12 protein-coding genes are annotated in these 18,572 nt (G+C 71.1%); 6 read left to right on the forward strand and 6 right to left on the reverse strand.

Going from position 1 to position 18,572, the window contains the following annotated elements:
- Nucleotides 1-511 precede the first annotated feature (511 nt).
- Entirely contained in the window at nucleotides 512-3,028 is a 2,517-nt protein-coding gene (locus tag ACIBH3_RS17105) for an ATP-dependent Clp protease ATP-binding subunit (protein WP_396312776.1), read from the forward strand.
- Nucleotides 3,029-3,372: 344 nt separating this feature from the next.
- Entirely contained in the window at nucleotides 3,373-5,727 is a 2,355-nt protein-coding gene (locus tag ACIBH3_RS17110; protein ID WP_396312777.1) for an immune inhibitor A domain-containing protein, read from the forward strand.
- A 184-nt stretch (nucleotides 5,728-5,911) separates the two neighbouring features.
- Here ACIBH3_RS17110 and ACIBH3_RS17115 read toward each other — a convergent pair whose 3' ends face one another.
- On the reverse strand, nucleotides 5,912-7,066 hold the full coding sequence (locus ACIBH3_RS17115; protein ID WP_396312778.1) for a threonine aldolase family protein: 1,155 nt from the start codon (nucleotides 7,064-7,066) through the stop codon (nucleotides 5,912-5,914).
- A 32-nt stretch (nucleotides 7,067-7,098) separates the two neighbouring features.
- Nucleotides 7,099-8,649: an aldehyde dehydrogenase family protein gene (locus ACIBH3_RS17120; protein WP_396312779.1), complete on the reverse strand. Its 1,551-nt coding sequence runs from the start codon at nucleotides 8,647-8,649 to the stop codon at nucleotides 7,099-7,101.
- A gap of 511 nt (nucleotides 8,650-9,160) precedes the next feature.
- On the opposite strand from ACIBH3_RS17120, the gene ACIBH3_RS17125 reads away from it, so the two are divergent.
- A complete protein-coding gene (locus tag ACIBH3_RS17125) occupies nucleotides 9,161-10,099 on the forward strand; it encodes a M23 family metallopeptidase (RefSeq protein WP_396312780.1) in 939 nt (312 codons plus the stop codon).
- A gap of 150 nt (nucleotides 10,100-10,249) precedes the next feature.
- Here ACIBH3_RS17125 and ACIBH3_RS17130 read toward each other — a convergent pair whose 3' ends face one another.
- On the reverse strand, nucleotides 10,250-10,906 hold the full coding sequence (locus ACIBH3_RS17130; RefSeq protein ID WP_396312781.1) for a TetR/AcrR family transcriptional regulator: 657 nt from the start codon (nucleotides 10,904-10,906) through the stop codon (nucleotides 10,250-10,252).
- Nucleotides 10,907-11,125: 219 nt separating this feature from the next.
- Between ACIBH3_RS17130 and ACIBH3_RS17135 the strand changes: the two genes are divergently transcribed.
- Together ACIBH3_RS17135 and ACIBH3_RS17140 are read left to right on the forward strand one after the other, a co-directional pair.
- Nucleotides 11,126-12,835 (forward strand): MDR family MFS transporter, encoded by a 1,710-nt coding sequence (locus ACIBH3_RS17135; RefSeq protein ID WP_396312782.1) that lies wholly within the window; start codon nucleotides 11,126-11,128, stop codon nucleotides 12,833-12,835.
- Between the two features lie 183 nt (nucleotides 12,836-13,018).
- Nucleotides 13,019-13,216 (forward strand): EF-hand domain-containing protein, encoded by a 198-nt coding sequence (locus tag ACIBH3_RS17140; protein ID WP_396312783.1) that lies wholly within the window; start codon nucleotides 13,019-13,021, stop codon nucleotides 13,214-13,216.
- 51 nt (nucleotides 13,217-13,267) lie between these two features.
- Here the strand turns inward: ACIBH3_RS17140 and ACIBH3_RS17145 are convergent, their stop codons facing one another.
- A complete protein-coding gene (locus ACIBH3_RS17145) occupies nucleotides 13,268-14,173 on the reverse strand; it encodes an A/G-specific adenine glycosylase (RefSeq protein WP_396312784.1) in 906 nt (301 codons plus the stop codon).
- 282 nt (nucleotides 14,174-14,455) lie between these two features.
- Here ACIBH3_RS17145 and ACIBH3_RS17150 point away from each other — a divergent pair, with 282 nt between their 5' ends.
- Nucleotides 14,456-15,379, forward strand: a complete 924-nt coding sequence (locus ACIBH3_RS17150) for a hypothetical protein (protein ID WP_396312785.1) — start codon at nucleotides 14,456-14,458, stop codon at nucleotides 15,377-15,379.
- 167 nt (nucleotides 15,380-15,546) lie between these two features.
- On the opposite strand, the gene disA is transcribed toward ACIBH3_RS17150, so the two are convergent.
- Both disA and radA read right to left on the reverse strand, forming a co-directional pair.
- On the reverse strand, nucleotides 15,547-16,605 hold the full coding sequence (gene disA, locus ACIBH3_RS17155; RefSeq protein WP_396312894.1) for a DNA integrity scanning diadenylate cyclase DisA: 1,059 nt from the start codon (nucleotides 16,603-16,605) through the stop codon (nucleotides 15,547-15,549).
- Between the two features lie 335 nt (nucleotides 16,606-16,940).
- A complete protein-coding gene (gene radA, locus ACIBH3_RS17160) occupies nucleotides 16,941-18,416 on the reverse strand; it encodes a DNA repair protein RadA (RefSeq protein ID WP_396312786.1) in 1,476 nt (491 codons plus the stop codon).
- Nucleotides 18,417-18,572 lie beyond the last annotated feature (156 nt).

Consider the following 18,572-nt stretch of genomic DNA (forward strand, 5'->3'; position numbering starts at 1 on the left):
GTGCAACGCTGTAGGAGCGAAGCGGTAACGCGGCCACCACCCGGATGGCCCTGGCCCGATCGGGCGCACCCTTCCGGGCACTGCCTGAACCACCGTCACCCGGGCAGCGGCCCCCGGCCCCGCCGGGCGGCCCGTCAGCCGACTTCTCGCCAGGCGAACACCGCCACCGCGGAAACTGCGCGAGATCCGCCGGATTACCGGGTATGAATGCAGGTGGGCGGGGCCTTGGGCCCCGACCGGGGCAGATCGCGAGACCGGCCGCAGGCCGTCCGACCGTGCCGAGGCGGGCGATGTTCGCCGATGGCGTAGCGGTATCGGGTGCATCGGGCCTACCTGTGGGAACACCGTCTCCCAGCATCAGGTTGGGATTGGTGTCGGCTGGTCGCGCAGCATGATTCCGTACGCGAGTACGGAAGATCCGTGGGCCGCGCCGCTGAGCGGGACTAGCATGCGGAAGGACAGGGCGGGGACCGACCCCGAACTGCCCGACCGCTCTGAGGAGCGATAAACGATGTTCGAGAGGTTCACCGACCGCGCGCGGCGGGTTGTCGTCCTGGCTCAGGAAGAAGCCCGGATGCTCAACCACAACTACATCGGCACCGAGCACATTCTCCTGGGCCTGATCCACGAGGGTGAGGGTGTCGCCGCTAAGGCCCTGGAGAGCCTCGGGATTTCGCTCGAGGCGGTCCGCCAGCAGGTCGAGGAGATCATCGGACAGGGGCAGCAGGCCCCGTCCGGCCACATCCCCTTCACCCCCCGGGCGAAGAAGGTCCTGGAGCTGTCGCTCCGCGAGGCCCTCCAGCTCGGCCACAACTACATCGGCACCGAGCACATCCTGCTCGGCCTGATCCGCGAGGGCGAGGGCGTCGCCGCCCAGGTCCTGGTGAAGCTGGGCGCCGACCTGAACCGAGTCCGCCAGCAGGTGATCCAGCTGCTGTCCGGTTACCAGGGCACCGGCAAGGAGTCGGCCACCGCAGGCGGGCCCGCCGAGGGCACCCCGTCGACCTCGCTGGTCCTGGACCAGTTCGGCCGCAACCTCACCCAGGCCGCCCGCGAGGCCAAGCTCGACCCGGTGATCGGGCGCGAGAAGGAGATCGAGCGGGTCATGCAGGTGCTGTCCCGCCGCACCAAGAACAACCCGGTGCTGATCGGCGAGCCCGGCGTCGGCAAGACCGCCGTGGTCGAGGGCCTGGCCCAGGCGATCGTCAAGGGCGAGGTCCCGGAGACGCTCAAGGACAAGCAGCTCTACACCCTCGACCTCGGCGCCCTGGTCGCCGGCTCCCGGTACCGCGGTGACTTCGAGGAGCGCCTGAAGAAGGTGCTCAAGGAGATCCGCACCCGCGGCGACATCATCCTGTTCATCGACGAGCTGCACACCCTGGTCGGCGCGGGCGCCGCCGAGGGCGCCATCGACGCCGCCAGCATCCTCAAGCCGATGCTGGCCCGCGGTGAGCTGCAGACCATCGGTGCGACCACGCTCGACGAGTACCGCAAGCACCTGGAGAAGGACGCCGCGCTGGAGCGCCGCTTCCAGCCGATCCAGGTCGCCGAGCCGTCGCTGCCGCACACCATCGAGATCCTCAAGGGCCTGCGCGACCGCTACGAGGCCCACCACCGGGTCTCCATCACGGACGCCGCCCTGGTCGCCGCCGCCACCCTGGCCGACCGGTACATCTCGGACCGCTTCCTCCCGGACAAGGCGATCGACCTGATCGACGAGGCCGGCTCCCGGATGCGCATCCGCCGGATGACCGCGCCGCCGGACCTGCGCGAGTTCGACGAGAAGATCGCCGACGTGCGCCGCGAGAAGGAGAGCGCGATCGACGCGCAGGACTTCGAGAAGGCCGCGTCCCTGCGCGACGACGAGAAGCAGCTCCTGACCGCGAAGGCCAAGCGCGAGAAGGAGTGGAAGGCCGGCGACATGGACGTCGTCGCGGAGGTGGACGAGGAGCTCATCGCCGAGGTCCTGGCGACCGCCACCGGCATCCCGGTCTTCAAGCTGACCGAGGAGGAGTCCTCCCGTCTGCTGCGCATGGAGGACGAGCTGCACAAGCGCGTCATCGGCCAGAAGGACGCCATCAAGGCGCTCTCCCAGGCCATCCGGCGTACCCGTGCGGGCCTCAAGGACCCGAAGCGCCCCGGCGGCTCGTTCATCTTCGCCGGCCCGTCCGGTGTCGGTAAGACGGAGCTGTCCAAGACGCTCGCCGAGTTCCTCTTCGGTGACGAGGACGCGCTGATCTCCCTCGACATGTCGGAGTTCTCGGAGAAGCACACCGTCTCCCGGCTCTTCGGTTCTCCCCCCGGCTACGTCGGGTACGAGGAGGGCGGCCAGCTGACCGAGAAGGTGCGCCGCAAGCCGTTCTCCGTCGTGCTCTTCGACGAGGTGGAGAAGGCCCACCCGGACATCTTCAACTCGCTGCTGCAGATCCTGGAGGACGGTCGCCTGACCGACTCCCAGGGCCGCGTGGTCGACTTCAAGAACACCGTCATCATCATGACGACCAACCTCGGCACCCGGGACATCTCCAAGGGTTTCAACCTGGGCTTCGCGGCCACCGGTGACACCGCGACCGGGTACGAGCGGATGAAGGCGAAGGTCGGTGAGGAGCTCAAGCAGCACTTCCGCCCCGAGTTCCTCAACCGTGTCGACGACATCGTGGTGTTCCACCAGCTGTCCGAGGACGACATCATCCAGATCGTCGACCTGATGATCGACAAGGTGGACGGCCGGCTCAAGGACCGCGACATGGGCCTGGAGCTCAGCATCGAGGCCAAGAAGCTGCTCGCCAAGCGCGGTTACGACCCGCTGCTCGGTGCCCGCCCGCTGCGCCGCACCATTCAGCGCGAGATCGAGGACCACCTCTCCGAGAAGATCCTCTTCGGTGAGCTGCGCGCCGGCCACATCGTGGTCGTCGGCGTGGAGGGTGACGGCAAGGACGCCAAGTTCACCTTCCGCGGCGAGGAGAAGTCCGCCGTCGCGGATACTCCGGCTGCGGTCGCTTCGACGGGTCCTGACCTGACGAAGTAACAACAGTTAACTGTTAACTAAACGGTCCAGGCCCCCGGCATTCCTGCCGGGGGCCTGGACCGTTTTACGTGACGTCACAATATCTGTGACCTCGCGCACCTCCGGGCCGGCCCGCGCGAGCCGCCGTTCCTGCTACGGATGCGATGCATCCAGCTGGGGCCAGCACTGCCAACGCTTTTGACCGATCATCAGCTGTTCCGAGAGCGGCGGAGCATAGCGCCGTGCGCATGTCACGGTCAAGGTCTATCTTTTCTGTTCCCCCTTGGGTCAAATAACGTCCACCTGTCTTTGATTGGTTCACCGGACGGCCATGAGCTGACCGGTCTGGGGAGGACGTCACAACGTTGAAGATATCCAAGAAAGCCGCTGCGGCTGTCGCCACGTCGGCGGTCATCGCCGCGCTCGGCGCCGGCCTGCTCCCGGGCACGGCCTACGCCGCCGGGTCGGCCCCCGTCCCGAACGACCCGGCCGACGCGGTTCAGAGCCTCAAGGTCGACCATGACCTGCCCGGTCCGCTGACCGAGAAGGTCCAGGCCGAGCAGAAGGCCGCCACCGAGCAGCTGCTCGCCGGCACGGCCCAGGTCGAGAACCACGGCGGCAGCACCAGCGTCAAGCTCGGCCGTGACAAGTACGTCGAGCTCGGCCGTGAGCGCACGGACAAGATCTTCACCATCCTGGTCGACTTCAGTGACCAGGTGGACAACACCACGAAGACCGCCGACGGCAAGCTCAAGTACGGTGGCCAGCCCGGTCCGGCGCACAACCAGATCGAGCAGCCCGGCGCGGACAACAACTCGACCGCCTGGCAGGCCGACTACAACCAGGCCCACTACCAGGACCTGTACTTCAGCAAGACCAAGGACTCGCTGAAGACCTTCTACGAGAAGCAGTCCTCGGGCCGCTACTCCGTCGACGGCCAGGTCACCGACTGGGTCAAGGTGCCGTGGAACGAGGCCCGTTACGGCTCGGACTACTGCGGCCAGCATGTCTGCAACAACGCGCAGGACCTGATCCGCGACGGCATCAACGCCTGGGTCGCCGACCAGAAGGCCAAGGGCCAGACGGACGAGCAGATCAAGGCCACCATCGCGCAGTACGACCAGTGGGACCGGTACGACTTCGACCACGACGGCAACTTCAACGAGCCCGACGGTTACATCGACCACTTCCAGATCGTGCACGCCGGTGAGGACCAGTCGGCCGGCGGTGGCAAGCAGGGCACCGACGCGCTCTGGGCCCACCGTTCGTACGCCTACGGCACCCAGGCCGGCTCCACCGGCCCCGCCAACAACAAGCTCGGCGGCACCCCGGTCGGCGCCTCCGGCATCTGGGTCGGCGACTACACCATGCAGCCCGAGAACGGCGGCCTCGGTGTCTTCGCCCACGAGTACGGCCACGACCTCGGTCTGCCGGACCTCTACGACACCAGTGGCAGCGGCATCGACAACTCGGTCGGCTTCTGGTCCCTGATGTCCTCGGGCTCCTGGCTCGGCGAGGGCAAGAAGTCGATCGGTGACACCCCGAACGACCTGGACGTCTGGAGCAAGCTGCAGCTCGGCTGGCTCAAGTACGACAAGGCCACCGCGGGCAAGGAGTCGACCCACCACATCGGTCCGGTCGAGTTCAACACCGCCCTGCCCCAGGCTCTGGTCGTCGACCTCCCGAAGAAGACCGTCACCACCGAGATCAACACCCCGTTCGCGGGTGGCAACGAGTGGTGGAGCGGCAGCGCCGACGACCTGAACGTCACGCTGACCCGCGACGTCGACCTCACCGGCAAGACCTCCGCGTCGCTCACCGCCAAGGGCTGGTACGACCTGGAGCAGGACTTCGACTACGGCTACGCCGAGGTCTCCACCGACGGTGGCGCCACCTGGACCGTGCTGAACGGCACCTTCAACGGTGTGGCCATCCCGAAGAACCCGGCCGACAAGGCCGGTCTGACCGGCACCTCGGGCGGCAAGTGGGGCGACCTGGCCTACTCGCTGGACGCCTACGCCGGCAAGGCCGTCAAGGTCCGCTTCCACAACACCACTGACGGTGGCGTGCACAACAAGGGCTTCGCGCTCGACGACATCAGCGTCACCGCGAACGGTGCCGCCCTCTTCACCGATGGCGCCGAGAACGGCGACAACGGCTGGACGGCCACCGGGTTCTCCCGGATCACGGGCAAGTTCTCCAAGGACTACGCCCAGTACTACCTGGCCGAGAACCGCACCTACGCGTCGTTCGACCGCACCCTGAAGACGGGCCCGTACAACTTCGGTTTCGCGGACAAGCCCAACACGGTCGAGCACTACGCCAACCAGGACGGCCTGCTGATCTGGCTCTGGGACTCCTCCCAGACCGACAACAACGTCACCAACCACCCGGGCGCCGGTCTGGTCCTCCCGATCGACTCGCACCCGACCCCGCTGAAGTGGTCCGACGGCACCCTGATGCGTCCGCGCGTCCAGGGCTACGACTCCACCTTCGGCTCGCAGAAGACCGACGGCCTGACCCTGCACAAGGCCGGCGTCGAGACCGTCATCCCGAAGGCCAAGGGCGTCGACGAGTTCAGCGACCTGAAGTCGTACTACGACAAGTCGAACCCGTACAGCAGCGTCATCGTCCCCAAGACGGGCACCAGCATCGAGGTCGAGAACGAGAGCTCGAACTACCTCGAGACCTGGATCCGCGTCCGTCCGGTCGACAACTGATCGAACCGCGGGAGACTGATCCGCTGATCGGATCGACTACCTAGCAGACTGTGGCTCCGGCGGATCCCCGCCGGAGCCACAGTCATGTTCCTGGCCGTCAGGCCAACCAGCCGCCGAGGCACTTCACGCGCCTCGGCGGGCTGGGCTTCTTCCTGTCGCCAGGTCAGATCAGTCTGTCGCAGGGTCAGAGCAGCGCCAGGAACGCCTCGACCGCGGTGCGGACGTCCTTGGCCGTCCACTCCAGGGCGGCGGAGGCGATGGTCACCTCGGTCATCGAGAGCCCTGGCAGCACGCCGTCGTCCCAGCCGCCGAACAGCCCGAGCCCGTGCTCCTCGGCCAGTTGGATACCCGCCTCGTTCAGGGCGCGGGCCGGGTACGGCAGCCAGAGCTGGAACTGGTGGGTGTGCGGCGGCTCGGGGATGACCCGGGCGCCCGGCACGGTGGCGAGCTGCTCGCTCAGCGCCTGGGCGACGAGCTTCGCGTGACTCACGTACGAGCCCAGGCGCGGGAGTTCGCGCTCCAGGCCGGCCAGCGCGGAGAGCGCGGCGGGCCACTGCTGGAAGAGCTGGCCGCCGTAGCGGTGGCGCCAGGCCTTGGCCGCTCTGACGAACTCCCGATCCCCCACCAGGGCGGCGCCGCTGAGGCCGCGCAGGCTCTTGTAGTAGGAGACGTACACCGAGTCGGCCAGCGCGACGATCTCCGGCAGGGTGCGGCCGAGGTGCGCCGCGGACTCCCACAGGCGGGCGCCGTCCACGTGCAGCTGGGCGCCGCGCTCACGGACGGCCGCCACCGTCTCGGTCAGCTCCGCCCAGGACGGCAGCAGGAAGCCCGCATCGCGCAGCGGCAGCTCCAGCATCACGGTGGCGAACCGCTCGTCGCTGCCGCGGATCTCGGCGGGGGTGGGCAGCCGGCGGGCGGTGGTCGGCCAGACCCCGCGCAGACCGCTGAGCGTGGAGTAGGCGCGCCGCTCGTGCAGCTCCAGGTGGGACAGCGGGTGCATGGCCACCGTCCGGTTGCCGGCGCGCTCCGCCCAGACCTGGAGGGCGGCCTGCTGCGCCATCGTCCCGGTGGGGAAGTAGGCGGCGTCCTCGGTGCCGAGCAGCTCGGCGGTGCGGCGCTCGACCGCGAGCACCACACCGTCGCCGTACATGTCCGGCCGCCGGTCGAGGTCGTAGCCGGCCTCGGCGTCGGCGGTCAGCTCGGCGAGGCGTTCGCGCAGGCTCTGCGGACGGACGCCGGAGAGCAGCCGGTCGCAGCCGCGCAGGGCTGCGAACCGGCGCTCCGGCACACTCGGGCCCAGCGCCTGCCGGTCCGAGGAATCGCTCGTGTTGGCATACATGGGACCGATCGTCCCGCAGAACCCGCTACCGGTCAGCGGGGCGGGTAGAGCGAGTACGAGGGAAAGTTGCCGAACAGCTTCTCCTCCGCACCCTCCGGCCCGTTGCTCACCGCCTGCACCAGCAGGTCGCCGCCGACGAAAGCGCCCTTCCAGGAGGCGCCGAGGCCGCCGAAGACCTCCTCGCGGTCACCGCGGCTGCGCGGCTTGTTCACCCCGACCTTGAAGGCGAGCAGATCCGGGGCGATCCGGGCGGCGAACGCCTGGTCGTCGGTGGCCAGCGAGGCGACCAGCGAGCCGTTGCCGGCGTTCATCGCGGCGAGGAGTTCGGCCTCGGTGTCGACCAGGACGATCGAGTCGAGCGGGCCGAAGGGCTCGGAGTGGTGCAGCGCCCAGCTGGCCGGCGGGTCCAGGACGCAGGCGGGCGGCAGGTAGGCGTCCAGCGACTGGCCGGGCAGGAAGCTGCCCTCACCGAGGTCGCCCCGGTGCAGCGGGATGGCGCGGGCGGCCACCGCGGCGTCGAAGTGGGCGTGCAGTTCGGCGGCCTTGGCGGCATGGATCAGGGGGCCGAAGTCGAGCTCGGGCAGCTCGTCGGCGGGGTCGTCGACGGCGAGCGGGTGGCCGAAGCGCAGGCTCGCGAGGACCTCCAGGTAGGTCTCCAGGAAGGCCGGGAAGAGCGTGCGCCGCACGACGTAGCGCGGGTAGGCGGTGCAGCGCTGCTTGGCGTACTCGAAGCCCTTGCGCAGGTGGGCGGCCAGCGTCGGCCAGTCACTGAAGTCCCACACGCCCCAGGTGTTCAGGCCCTCCTGCTCCAGGAAGTGCCGGCGGCCGAGGTCGGCGAGTGTGGTGGCGGCCCGGCGGCCGTTGGCACGGCCGCCGACGAAGGCCAGCGCCCCGAGGCCGGGCGCGCGGATCAGCGCCTCGGCGATCCGCCCGCCCTCACCGGAGAGCAGGGTCACGGGCAGGCCCGCGCGGCGGAGCAGGGCGTGCGCGAGGGTGAGGCAGTGGAAGCCGCCCTGGGAGGGAGTCTTGGCCACCACGGCGTTGCCGGCCAGCAGCTGGACCAGCTCGGCGTGCACCTGGACGCTCATCGGGTAGTTCCAGCTGGCGATGTTGGAGACCGGCCCGGGCAGCGGGGTGCGTCCGTCGAGCTGGCGGTCGATGTTGTCGAGGTACCAGCGCACGCCGTCCAGGGCGCGGTCCACGTCGGCGCACGCCAGCCGCCAGGGCTTGCCGATCTCCCAGACCAGCAGCAGCGCCAGCAGATCCCGGTGCTCGGTGAGGGCGTCCACGGCGGCGGCGACCCTGACCTTGCGCTCCTCCAGCGGGACGCGGCCCCAGACACCGTGCTGCTCGATCGCGAAGGCGACCGCGCTGTGCGCCTCCTCGATGCCGACCCTGGGCGGGCCGGGGATGGCGGTGCCGTCGAGCGGTGTGGTGTGCTCGCCCGGGGTGCCGACGGTGCGCCACTCGCCGCGGACGAGGTTGAGCAGCCGGTCGGGGGTGAAGGCCTCGGGCGCGGCGCGTACGCAGCGGGCGTAGGTCTCGGCCCAGGAGGTACCGGGCTTGAGCTGTGGTGCTGCCATCTTTGCCTCCGTCGGGGAAGTCTCGGGCAGGGCTCGTCGAGGGGTTCTACGGCCAGCCTGGCACGGGAGTGCGAACGCGGACAGCAGGCCGCACTGCGCCGGGGTGAGCGGGGTCACGATTGGCCGCCCCGGGGCGCGGGCAACCGGCCCCGGACGGTGAGCCGGACCACAGCGCAGGCGGCGGGCCGGTGGCGATTGTCACAGCCCGCGGGCACGTACGAAGGGCGGTAGTAGCTCGGACGGCCGACGCCCGTGAGGGGCGGGCACGGCACCGGCGGCGGGCGGGGCCCCGAATGGGCTATCACCAGCCGGTCAGATCGTCTGATCGTTACTCCAACAGCTTGAAGTTCCGGCACGGCGCTGACTACACGCCGTAGTACGTCACACCGTTTGGGACTCCGCTCGGTGACGGTTACACCTGAGTGGTCCCCCGCTCTGCAGGCCCGTCAGGGCTCAGCGCCGTTCCCGTACGCCCGTGAGGTTGAGCTTCCCGATGTCTTCCGTCCCGCCCATGGGGCCGGCCCTCCGCCGCCTCGCCGCCACCGCGGCGACCCAGGCGGCGGCCTGGCAGCCCCGACTCGGCCACGCCTTCCGCACCCATCTGGAGCCGCTGCGCGCGCTCACCGCGCCGCAGCACGTCCTGCCCAGCACCCGGATCTGGGGGCAGAACCACCGCACCGCCACGGCGGTCGGCGCCACCGCGGTGATACTGTCCGGCGCCCTGCTCGTCGCGGCGCCCGGCAACGCCTCCGCCCAGACGGTCATACCCACCACCCCGGGCAGCTCGGCGTTCACCTCCCCGCACGGGCACGGGCACGCGCGGGCCGGCGCCCTGGTGCAGATCGCCGACCCGAGTGCGTACAAGGTGCACGGGCACGATGCCCAGGACGGCGTCGACGTGGCCGCCAACCTCGCCGCGCCGGAGCCGGCCCCGGCCGACGAGGCCGCCCCCTCGGCCGACCAGGCCCCCGCGCCGGCGCCCGCGCCCGCGCCCGAACCGGCGCCCGAACCGGCCCCCGCCCCTGCGCCCGCGCCTGCCCCGGAGTGGTCCGCCCCCGTGCCGGACGCCCCGACCAGCAACCCGTACGGGGTCGCCAACCCCGAGTACGCGGCGGGCTACCACACCGGTGTGGACTTCGCGGTGGACGAGGGCACCCCGCTGCTCGCGGTCGGCCGCGGCTCCGTGGTCTCCGCCGACTGGGACGGCGCGTACGGCAAGGAGGTCGTCCTGCGGCTCTCGGACGGGCACTACGCCCAGTACGCCCACATGTCGGAGATCTCGGTCCACGCGGGCCAGCGGGTCACAGCGGGCCAGCAGATCGGGGAGTCCGGCACCACGGGGAACTCGACCGGCCCGCACCTGCACTTCGAGATCCGCACCAGCAACCACTACGGCGCCGTGATCAACCCGATCGCGTACCTCTCGGCGCGCGGCGTGAACAACTTCTGACGGCGCGGGCGGCGGGCGGGGCGTTGGCGGACGGACCGTTCTCCCGGTCCACCAACGCCCCGCCCGCCGCCCGCTGCGCGGGGGCTCGGCCGTTCAGTGACGAGCTCTCCAGCGGCTCAGCGGCTCGCCGGACCAGCGGCTCAGCGCGGGTCAGTGCTCGGCGGCCGCGGTCTTGGGCTCGATCAGTGCGGAGATCTCCAGCGCCACCTCCAGGGCGGCCGCCATGGTCTCCTCCAGCGGGACGGCACCGGCTTCGTCCTCGGTACCCCGCGGGTCCTCGGCGCCCCGCGGGCCGTTCCCCCCGCAGTCGTCGCTGTCCTGCTTCAGCAGGAACATCGCGGAGTTGATCGAGAACAGCGCCATGGTCGCCCGCAGCCGGTCCTGGAAGCTGGCGCCGGGGCCGTGCACCAGCCGGATCATGGCGAGCATCCGCTGCTTGAACTCCAGGCCCGCGGGTGAGTCCCGCAGGGCCGGCTGGTTCTCGTGGAAGAAGCGCAGCAGCGGCGCCCGCTCGGACATCCCCTGCGCGAACCGCCGTACCAGCTCGTCCCTCAGGTCGGGCGACCACGGCCGGTGCTCGCCCCAGGCGATGGCCTCGTCGATCGGCGCCGCCATGCTCTGCACGATGCCGTGGACGATGTCGTCCTTGGTCTTGAAGTGGTAGTAGAGCGCGGCCTTGGTCACGCCGAGCCGGTCGGCGATCTCCCGCAGCGAGGTCTGCTCGTACCCCTGTTCGGAGAAGAGCTCCAGCGCCACGGTGAGAATGCGCGCCCGGGTGTCGCTGCGCGGGCTCTGCGTCGTACTCATGGCGTCTGGCCTGCCTCATGACTGCGTTGACGATCGGCGCGTGCCGGCTCCGGCCGGTGCGCCTCGGGGCTCATTCTCCCTGCCCAGGGGCCTGCCTCGGAAACTGGCTTGACGCCTGGCTTATACACAACCTACCGTGCCGACGAACGGATAACTAGCCGGTCGTCAAGTAAGTAATCACTGAAGCGGCGGCCGGCCCCCTCTCCCGGGAGACGCAGAATGCCAGAACAGCAGGTCGGGACAGCGGCGGAGGCCCCCGCCGCCACAGCCGAGGAGGAGACCTCGCAGGACAGGGCCGCCGGGATCGGCAAGGCCTCCGACAAGCATGCCGACGCCGCCCCCGCCGGGGACAAAGCCGCGGACGGCACTGCCGGCGCTGCGGGCACTGCGGGCGCCCCCGAGGAGCAGGCCCGCTCCCCGCGCGAGATCCGGCTGGTGATGATCGGCCTCGTGGTCACCATGCTGCTGGCCATGCTCGACAACCTGATCGTCGGCACGGCGATGCCGACCATCGTGGGCGACCTCGGCGGCGCCGAGCACCTGTCCTGGGTGGTGACCTCGTACATCCTGGCCACCGCCGCCTCCACCCCGATCTGGGGCAAGCTCGGCGACCTCTACGGCCGCAAGGGCACCTTCCTGACCTCGATCGTGATCTTCCTGGTCGGCTCCGCGCTCTCCGGGTTGTCGCAGAGCATGAACGAGCTGATCGGCTTCCGCGCCCTGCAGGGCCTGGGCGCCGGCGGTCTGATGGTCGGCGTGATGTCGATCATGGGCGCGCTCGTCCCGCCGCGCGACCGCGGCAAGTACCAGGGCATGTTCGCCGCCGTGATGGCCCTCGCCACCATCGGCGGTCCGCTGCTCGGCGGCTTCATCACCGACCACCTGAACTGGCACTGGACCTTCTACATCAACCTGCCGCTGGGGGTCGTCGCGCTGGCCGTGGTCGTGGTCACCCTCAAGCTGCCCAAGGTCCGCTCCACCGCGCGGATCGACTACGCCGGCGCGGCCCTGCTGACCACCGGCATCACCGCGCTCACCCTGATCACCACCTGGGGCGGCCAGGAGTACGCCTGGGGCTCGAAGCAGATCCTCGGCCTGACCGCGCTCGCCGCCGCCTCGCTGATCGCGTTCTGCTACGTCGAGCGCACCGCCGAGGAGCCGGTGCTGCCGCTGGAGCTGTTCCGCAACCTCAACTTCACGCTGGTCTCGCTCATCGGCTTCATCGTCGGTTTCGTGATGTTCGGCTCCACCGTCTTCCTGCCGCTCTACCAGCAGACCGTCCAGGGCGCCTCGGCCACCAACTCCGGCCTGCTGCTGATGCCGATGATGTTCGGCATGCTGGTCGTCTCGTTGGTGGTCGGACAGGCCGTCACCAAGACCGGCAAGTACCGGATCTTCCCGATCATCGGTACGGCCGTGATGGGCGGCGGCTCGCTGCTGCTCTCCACCCTGTCCACCGACACCAGCACCTTCACCTCCGCCTGCTACATGGTGGTGCTCGGCGCCGGCATGGGCTTCCTGATGCAGATCACCATGCTGGTCGCACAGAACAGCGTCGAGCTCAAGGACATGGGCGTGGCCAGCTCCACCGCCACCCTGTTCCGCACCATCGGCGGCTCGTTCGGTGTCGCCCTGTTCGGCGCGCTGTTCAACAACGAGGTCAGCGCGACGATGAAGGAGCGGCTCGGCTCGGCCGCCGGCGGGGCCAAGACCGACCCGGGCCAGATGAGCCCGGCCGCGCTCAAGGCGCTGCCCGCCCCCGTCCAGGACGCGTACCACCACGCCGTCGCCAACGGCATGCACACCGTCTTCCTGTGGGGCGCGGCGGTCGCCCTGATCGCCGTGGCCGCCGCGGTGTTCATGCGTGAGGTGCCGCTGCGCGGCGCCGGCGCACCGGCCGAGCAGCCCAGCGAGCCCGTGGCCGTCTGATCCGGCCTGGCCCGGTACGGGCCCGACCCGACCCCATCGCGACAGCCGTCGCGGTGGGGTCATTTCATTATCGGAATTGCCAGCAAGTATTGACACTTCGTGTGCATAGACAAATTGCCGCCGCTTCGCCCTATGATTCGGAGCGTCAGAAATCCGCACCGGCGAACCGACCGAGGGGCGACAATGAGCGAGTCCAAGCGTGCGCAGTTCGAGGAGATCGACACCGACGGCGACGGCTTCATCACGGCCGACGAGCTGAAGATCTACCTCCAGCAGAACCCCAAGGTCAGCGACGCCAACGCGGCCGCGACCTTCAACTTCGCCGACGACAACGGCGACCAGCAGATCAGCTTCGAAGAGTTCACCGCGTTCATCAAGTAGCGCGATGACGGAATGGCCTGCCGGACCATCCGGCAGGCCATTCCGAATGTCCTACTGCGGCAGCCGGTAAACGCCCTGGGCGACCGGCTCCACCAGACCGTCGGCGACCAGACCGTCCAGCGCGCGGGCCCGCTGCACCGGCTCGGGCCACACCGCGTCCAGCCGCGCCTGCTCCACCTCGCCGTGGGCCTCCCGCAGCACCGCGAGCAGCATGCCGCGCACCTGCCGGTCCGTCCCCTCGTAGGACTGCCCCCGCCGGGCCGGGCCCTCGTACGGCGGCCGGCCCGCGAGCTGCCAGGCGCAGTGCCGCCGCAGCGGGCACTGCCCGCACTCGGGGCTGCGCGCCGTGCAGACCAGCGCTCCCAGCTCCATCACGCCCACCGCCCAGGCCGCGGCCCGCTCCGCGGACTCCGGCAGCAGCGCGGTCGCGGTGCGGCGCTCGGCGGCCGTGGTCGCCTGCGCGGGGTACTCCACGCCCGTCACCGCCCGCGCGATGACCCGGCGGACGTTGGTGTCCAGCACCACGTGGCGCCGGCGGAAGGCGAACGAGGCCACCGCGGCCGCCGTGTACTCGCCCACGCCCGGCAGCGCGAGCAGTGCGGCGTGGTCGTCCGGCACCTGGCCGCCGTGCTGCTCGGTGATGGCGGTGGCGGCCGCGTGCAGGCGCAGTGCCCGGCGCGGGTAGCCGAGCCGCCCCCACATCCGGACGGCCTCGCCGGGCGCGTCCGCCGCCAGCGCCGCGGGTGTCGGCCAGCGCAGCAGCCACGCCTCGTACGCCGGCAGCACCCGCTTGACCGGGGTCTGCTGGAGCATGAACTCGCTCACCATCACCGCCCAGGGCGAGGCGTCGGGAGCGCGCCAGGGCAGGTCGCGCGCGTTGACCTCGTACCAGCCGAGGACGGTCGAGTGCAGCAGCGGCGCGGGCGCGGTGGGAACGGTGGAGGAGATAGCAGCCATGACACCCCGATCCTCCCACGGCGGGCCCGCCCGGCGGAGCCATCCGCCCGGACCGGGCGGGGCCTGGCGGGGCCGGCAGGCGGGGTGGGTGTGCCGACCGGGGTGGGACATCCGCCCGGCGGCGGGACGTGGACGGGGCTGCCCCCGGGCGGGTCACGGCGGCCTCCGCCGGACGGTTCACGGGCTCCCCCGGACGGACCAAATGGCGGATCATGTGAAGGAAGGGGCGACAGTGCGGTGTTGGTGCGTCAAGGGACGCACACTCTCTCGTAGAGTTTGCCCGTGCCCTCTCTGCGTCAACCCGTGGGACCGCTGCCGGCTTCGATCTACTGGCGTCGGCGCGTCGTCGTGCTCGCAGCCGTGGCCGCGGTCGTCGCCCTGATCGCCTGGCTGATGTCCGATCAGGGAGGAGGCGCACCCGGCGGCAAGACCGCGCAGCCACTCCCGACCCCGGCTCAGTCCATCACCCCGGGGGCCTCCCCCAGCGGGCCGGCGAACACCAACCGGCCGGGCGGCTCCGGCGGCTCCTCGTCCGGCGGTGCCTCGACCGGCGCCACGACCGGCGGCGGCTCGACCACCGGCGGTGGCGTGTCCGGCTCCGGCGGCGGGGACGTCAGCCTGACCGGCGGCGGCTCCGGCGGTACGGGCGGCGGCGCCACCGCGCCCTCGCCCGGCGGCACCGGCGCCGGGAGCAGCGGCGGTTCGGCTGGCGGCGGGGCCACCGGCGGCGCCGGCGGCACGACGGGCGGCGGCAACGGCGCTCCCCCGGTGAACACCACCGAGGTGATGGCCCTCCCGGTGTGCGCCTCCTCGCAGGTGACGCTGGAGCTGGCGAGCGCTCAGAACGCCTACCAGCCGAAGGAGAAGCCCCGGCTCACACTGACCGTGCACAACGCGGCGGGCGCCGCCAACTGCCGCGTCGACCTCGGCCGGGCCACCTCGTTGATCACCGTGACGGCGATCAACGGCGAGCGGATCTGGTCCTCCGGCGACTGCCCGACCGACCGTCAGAGCAGCTGGGTTCAGATCCCCGCGGGCAGCGGCCTGACCGAGACCTTCACCTGGGACCGTAGCCGCAGCAAGCAGCAGTGCGCCTCCGCCGACCCGACCACCGCGCCGGCCGGGAACTACCTGGTGGTCGCGGAGCTGGCCGGCCTGTCCGGCGGCCAGGTGTCCGCCCGCTCCTCGATCCACCTGGAGAGCTGAGCCGCCGCGCACGCGGCCGGACGCACACCCGTGTGAAGGGCCCCCGGGGGACGACTCCCCGGGGGCCCTTCAGGTGTCTCGACCGGCCATCGTCGGCCGGTGCCGTCGGCCGGTGCCGTCGGTCGTGCGGCGAGCCGTGCGCCGTCGGCCGACCGGTCGGCCACGCGTCAGACGTAGCGCTCCAGGATGGACGATTCAGCAAGCCGCGACAGGCCCTCGCGCACCGAGCGGGCCCGCGTCTCGCCGACGCCCTCGACCGTCTGCAGGTCGTCGATGCTGGCCGCGAGCAGCTTCTGCAACCCGCCGAAGTGCTCGACCAGCCGCTCTATCACGGTGTTGGGCAACCGTGGGATCTTGGCCAGCAGGCGGTAGCCGCGTGGGGAGACCGCGGAGTCCAGCGACTCCGGCGAGCCCGAGTAGCCGAGCGCCTTGGCGACGGTCTGGAGGTCGAGCAGCTCCGCGTGGGTCAGCGCCTCCAGGTCGGCGAGCACCTCGGGCACCGTCCGGCCGCGCTTGGCGGCCCGCTCCGGGAAGTAGTCGCGGGCGACCAGCTCGCGTTCCGGCTCGACGCCCTGGATCAGCTCGTCCAGCTGGAGCGAGAGCAGTCGGCCGTCGGTGCCGAGCTCCAGCACGTAGCCGGCGATCTCGGTGGCGATCAGCCGGACCATCTCCAGCCGCTGGGCGACGGCCGTGACGTCCCGGACGGTCACCAGGTCCTCGATCTCCAGTGCGGAGAGCGTGCCGGCGACCTCGTCCAGGCGCAGCTTGTAGCGCTCCAGGGTGGCCAGCGCCTGGTTGGCGCGGGAGAGGACCGTGGTGGAGTCCTCCAGGACGCGACGCGTCCCGTTGACGTACATCGCGATCAGCCGCATCGAGTGCGAGACGGCGACCACCGGGTAGCCGGTCTGCAGGTTGACCCGCTCCGCGGTGCGGTGGCGGGTGCCGGTCTCGTCGGTGGGGATGGTCGAGTCCGGCATCAGGTGCACCCCGGCCCGGACGATCTTGGTGATGTCCTTGTCCAGCACCACCGCGCCGTCGAGCTTGCACAGCTCGCGCAGCCGGGTGGCGGTGAACTCCACGTCCAGGACGAATCCGCCCGTGCAGATCGACTCGACGGTCTTGTCGAAGCCGAGCACGATCAGCCCGCCCGTGTTGGCCCGCAGCACCCGCTCCAGGCCGTCGCGCAGCCCCGTCCCGGGAGCGATGGCACTGAGGGAAGCCCGCAGCAGGGCTTCCTCACGGGAGGACTTGTCCGCCCGGTCGCTGGCTGCCACGTGACTCCTCCGGTCGACCCGTGCCGTGCGCCTCGCGCCCTGCGCCGGCCAACGGTCTGTCGCTTATTACTGCCTTATTGCCAATTAGACAGGGGAAAGTCTAACTGCGTGCGGCATTAGCAGGGCCTGGGTCAGCCCAGTTCGTGGGATCGACCCCGCACGGGCGGCCTCCGGAGGGGTGGGCGGCCCGCCGCGGGAGCCCCGTGACGGCCGGAACCGGGGCCCCGGCAGGCCCAGTTCGCCGGCCCCCGGGGCGGGCCCGGCGGCCCGCGACGACCCGCCGGCGGCTAGTCCAGCGGCTCCCAGCCCTCCATCAGCTCCTCGGGGAACGCGGCCACGGGCGCCTGCCGGGGCGCGGGCGGCGCCTCGGTACGGGGCTTGGCGGCGGCCCGGCGCCGGCCCGGGATGGCCCGCAGCGCCTCGCCGATGTCCGCCACCTCGACCACCTTCATCCCGGGCGGCACCTTGCCCGGGTCCGGCGGCACCAGGGCATGGGTGAAGCCCAGGCGGTGTGCCTCGGCCAGCCGCCGCTGCACGCCCGTCACCCGGCGGACCTCGCCCGCCAGGCCCACCTCGCCGATCGCCACCAGGTTGCTCGGCAGCGGGGTGTCGGAGGAGGAGCTGGCCACCGCCAGCGCGATCGCGAGGTCCGCCGACGGCTCGGTCAGCTTCACCCCGCCCACCGTGGCGGTGTAGATGTCCTGTTTGCCGAGTTTGACCCCGCCGTGCCGCTCGACCACCGCGAGGATCATCGCGATCCGGGGCGACTCCAGGCCGGAGGTGGTGCGCCGGGGCGAGGGGATCTGCGAATCAACCATCAGCGCCTGCACCTCGGCCACCAGCGGACGCCGGCCCTCCAGCGTGACGGTGAGGCAGGTGCCCGGGACGGGCTTGTCACGCCTGGTCAGGAACAGACCGGACGGATCGGCCAGGCCCACGATGCCCTCGTCGTGCAGCTCGAAGCAGCCGACCTCGTCGGTGGCCCCGTACCTGTTCTTGATCCCCCGGATGATCCGCAGCCGGGCGTGGCGGTCCCCCTCGAAGCTGAGCACCACGTCGACCAGGTGCTCCAGCAGGCGGGGGCCGGCGATCGAGCCGTCCTTGGTGACGTGGCCCACCAGCAGCGTGGCCATGCCGCGGTCCTTGGACGCCCGGATCAGCGCCCCGGCCACCTCGCGGACCTGGGCCGGCCCGCCGGGCGCGCCGTCCAGCTCGGCCGAGGCGATGGTCTGCACCGAGTCCAGGATCAGCAGCCCCGGGCCGACCTGGTCGATGTGCCCGAGGACGGCACCGAGGTCGGACTCCGCGGCCAGGTAGAGATGGTCGGAGAGTGCCTTGATCCGGTCGGCGCGCAGCCGGACCTGGCCGGCCGACTCCTCACCGGTGACGTACAGCGTGCGGTGCCGGTCACTGGCGGCCTTGGCGGCGACGTCGAGCAGGAGCGTCGACTTCCCGACGCCGGGCTCGCCGGCGAGCAGCACCACGGCCCCGGGCACCAGCCCGCCGCCGAGCACCCGGTCGAGTTCGGGCACACCGGTGCTGCGGGCGGTCGCGACCTGGCCGTCCACCTGGCCGATCGGGCGCGCCGGGGAGCTCACCGGCCCGGCGGCGGTGGTCCGGATCGGCACCGCGCCGTACTCCTCGACCGTGCCCCAGGCGTTGCACTCGGGGCACCGGCCGACCCACTTGGGGAGCTGGTTGCCGCACTCCGTGCAGCGGTACGCCGGGCGGGGCTTGGCGGTGGTCTTGGTACGGGCTGCCATGCGGCCACCGTAGCGCCTGCCTCCGACAAGCCGGCCCGCGCGCGGCGCCGCACACGCGCCGGGGGCGTCCGCTCCGGAGGTCACCGCTCGGTCGGCGTTGTTACCCGAAAGAAGTACAACAACGGCGAATCGCCCGAGTGCCGCCCCTGGCGTCTC

Source organism: Kitasatospora sp. NPDC050543 (assembly GCF_044457565.1).
Lineage (GTDB): Bacteria > Actinomycetota > Actinomycetes > Streptomycetales > Streptomycetaceae > Kitasatospora.

Bases quoted from the DNA above. Each gene is read 5' to 3' on its own strand.
- ACIBH3_RS17105 (WP_396312776.1), top strand. From the start codon at position 512: ATGTTCGAGAGGTTCACCGACCGCGCGCGGCGGGTTGTCGTCCTGGCT.
- ACIBH3_RS17115 (WP_396312778.1), bottom strand. From the start codon at position 7,066: ATGTATGCCAACACGAGCGATTCCTCGGACCGGCAGGCGCTGGGCCCG.
- ACIBH3_RS17120 (WP_396312779.1), bottom strand. From the start codon at position 8,649: ATGGCAGCACCACAGCTCAAGCCCGGTACCTCCTGGGCCGAGACCTAC.
- ACIBH3_RS17125 (WP_396312780.1), top strand. From the start codon at position 9,161: ATGGGGCCGGCCCTCCGCCGCCTCGCCGCCACCGCGGCGACCCAGGCG.
- ACIBH3_RS17130 (WP_396312781.1), bottom strand. From the start codon at position 10,906: ATGAGTACGACGCAGAGCCCGCGCAGCGACACCCGGGCGCGCATTCTC.
- ACIBH3_RS17135 (WP_396312782.1), top strand. From the start codon at position 11,126: ATGCCAGAACAGCAGGTCGGGACAGCGGCGGAGGCCCCCGCCGCCACA.
- ACIBH3_RS17140 (WP_396312783.1), top strand. From the start codon at position 13,019: ATGAGCGAGTCCAAGCGTGCGCAGTTCGAGGAGATCGACACCGACGGC.
- ACIBH3_RS17145 (WP_396312784.1), bottom strand. From the start codon at position 14,173: ATGGCTGCTATCTCCTCCACCGTTCCCACCGCGCCCGCGCCGCTGCTG.
- radA (WP_396312786.1), bottom strand. From the start codon at position 18,416: ATGGCAGCCCGTACCAAGACCACCGCCAAGCCCCGCCCGGCGTACCGC.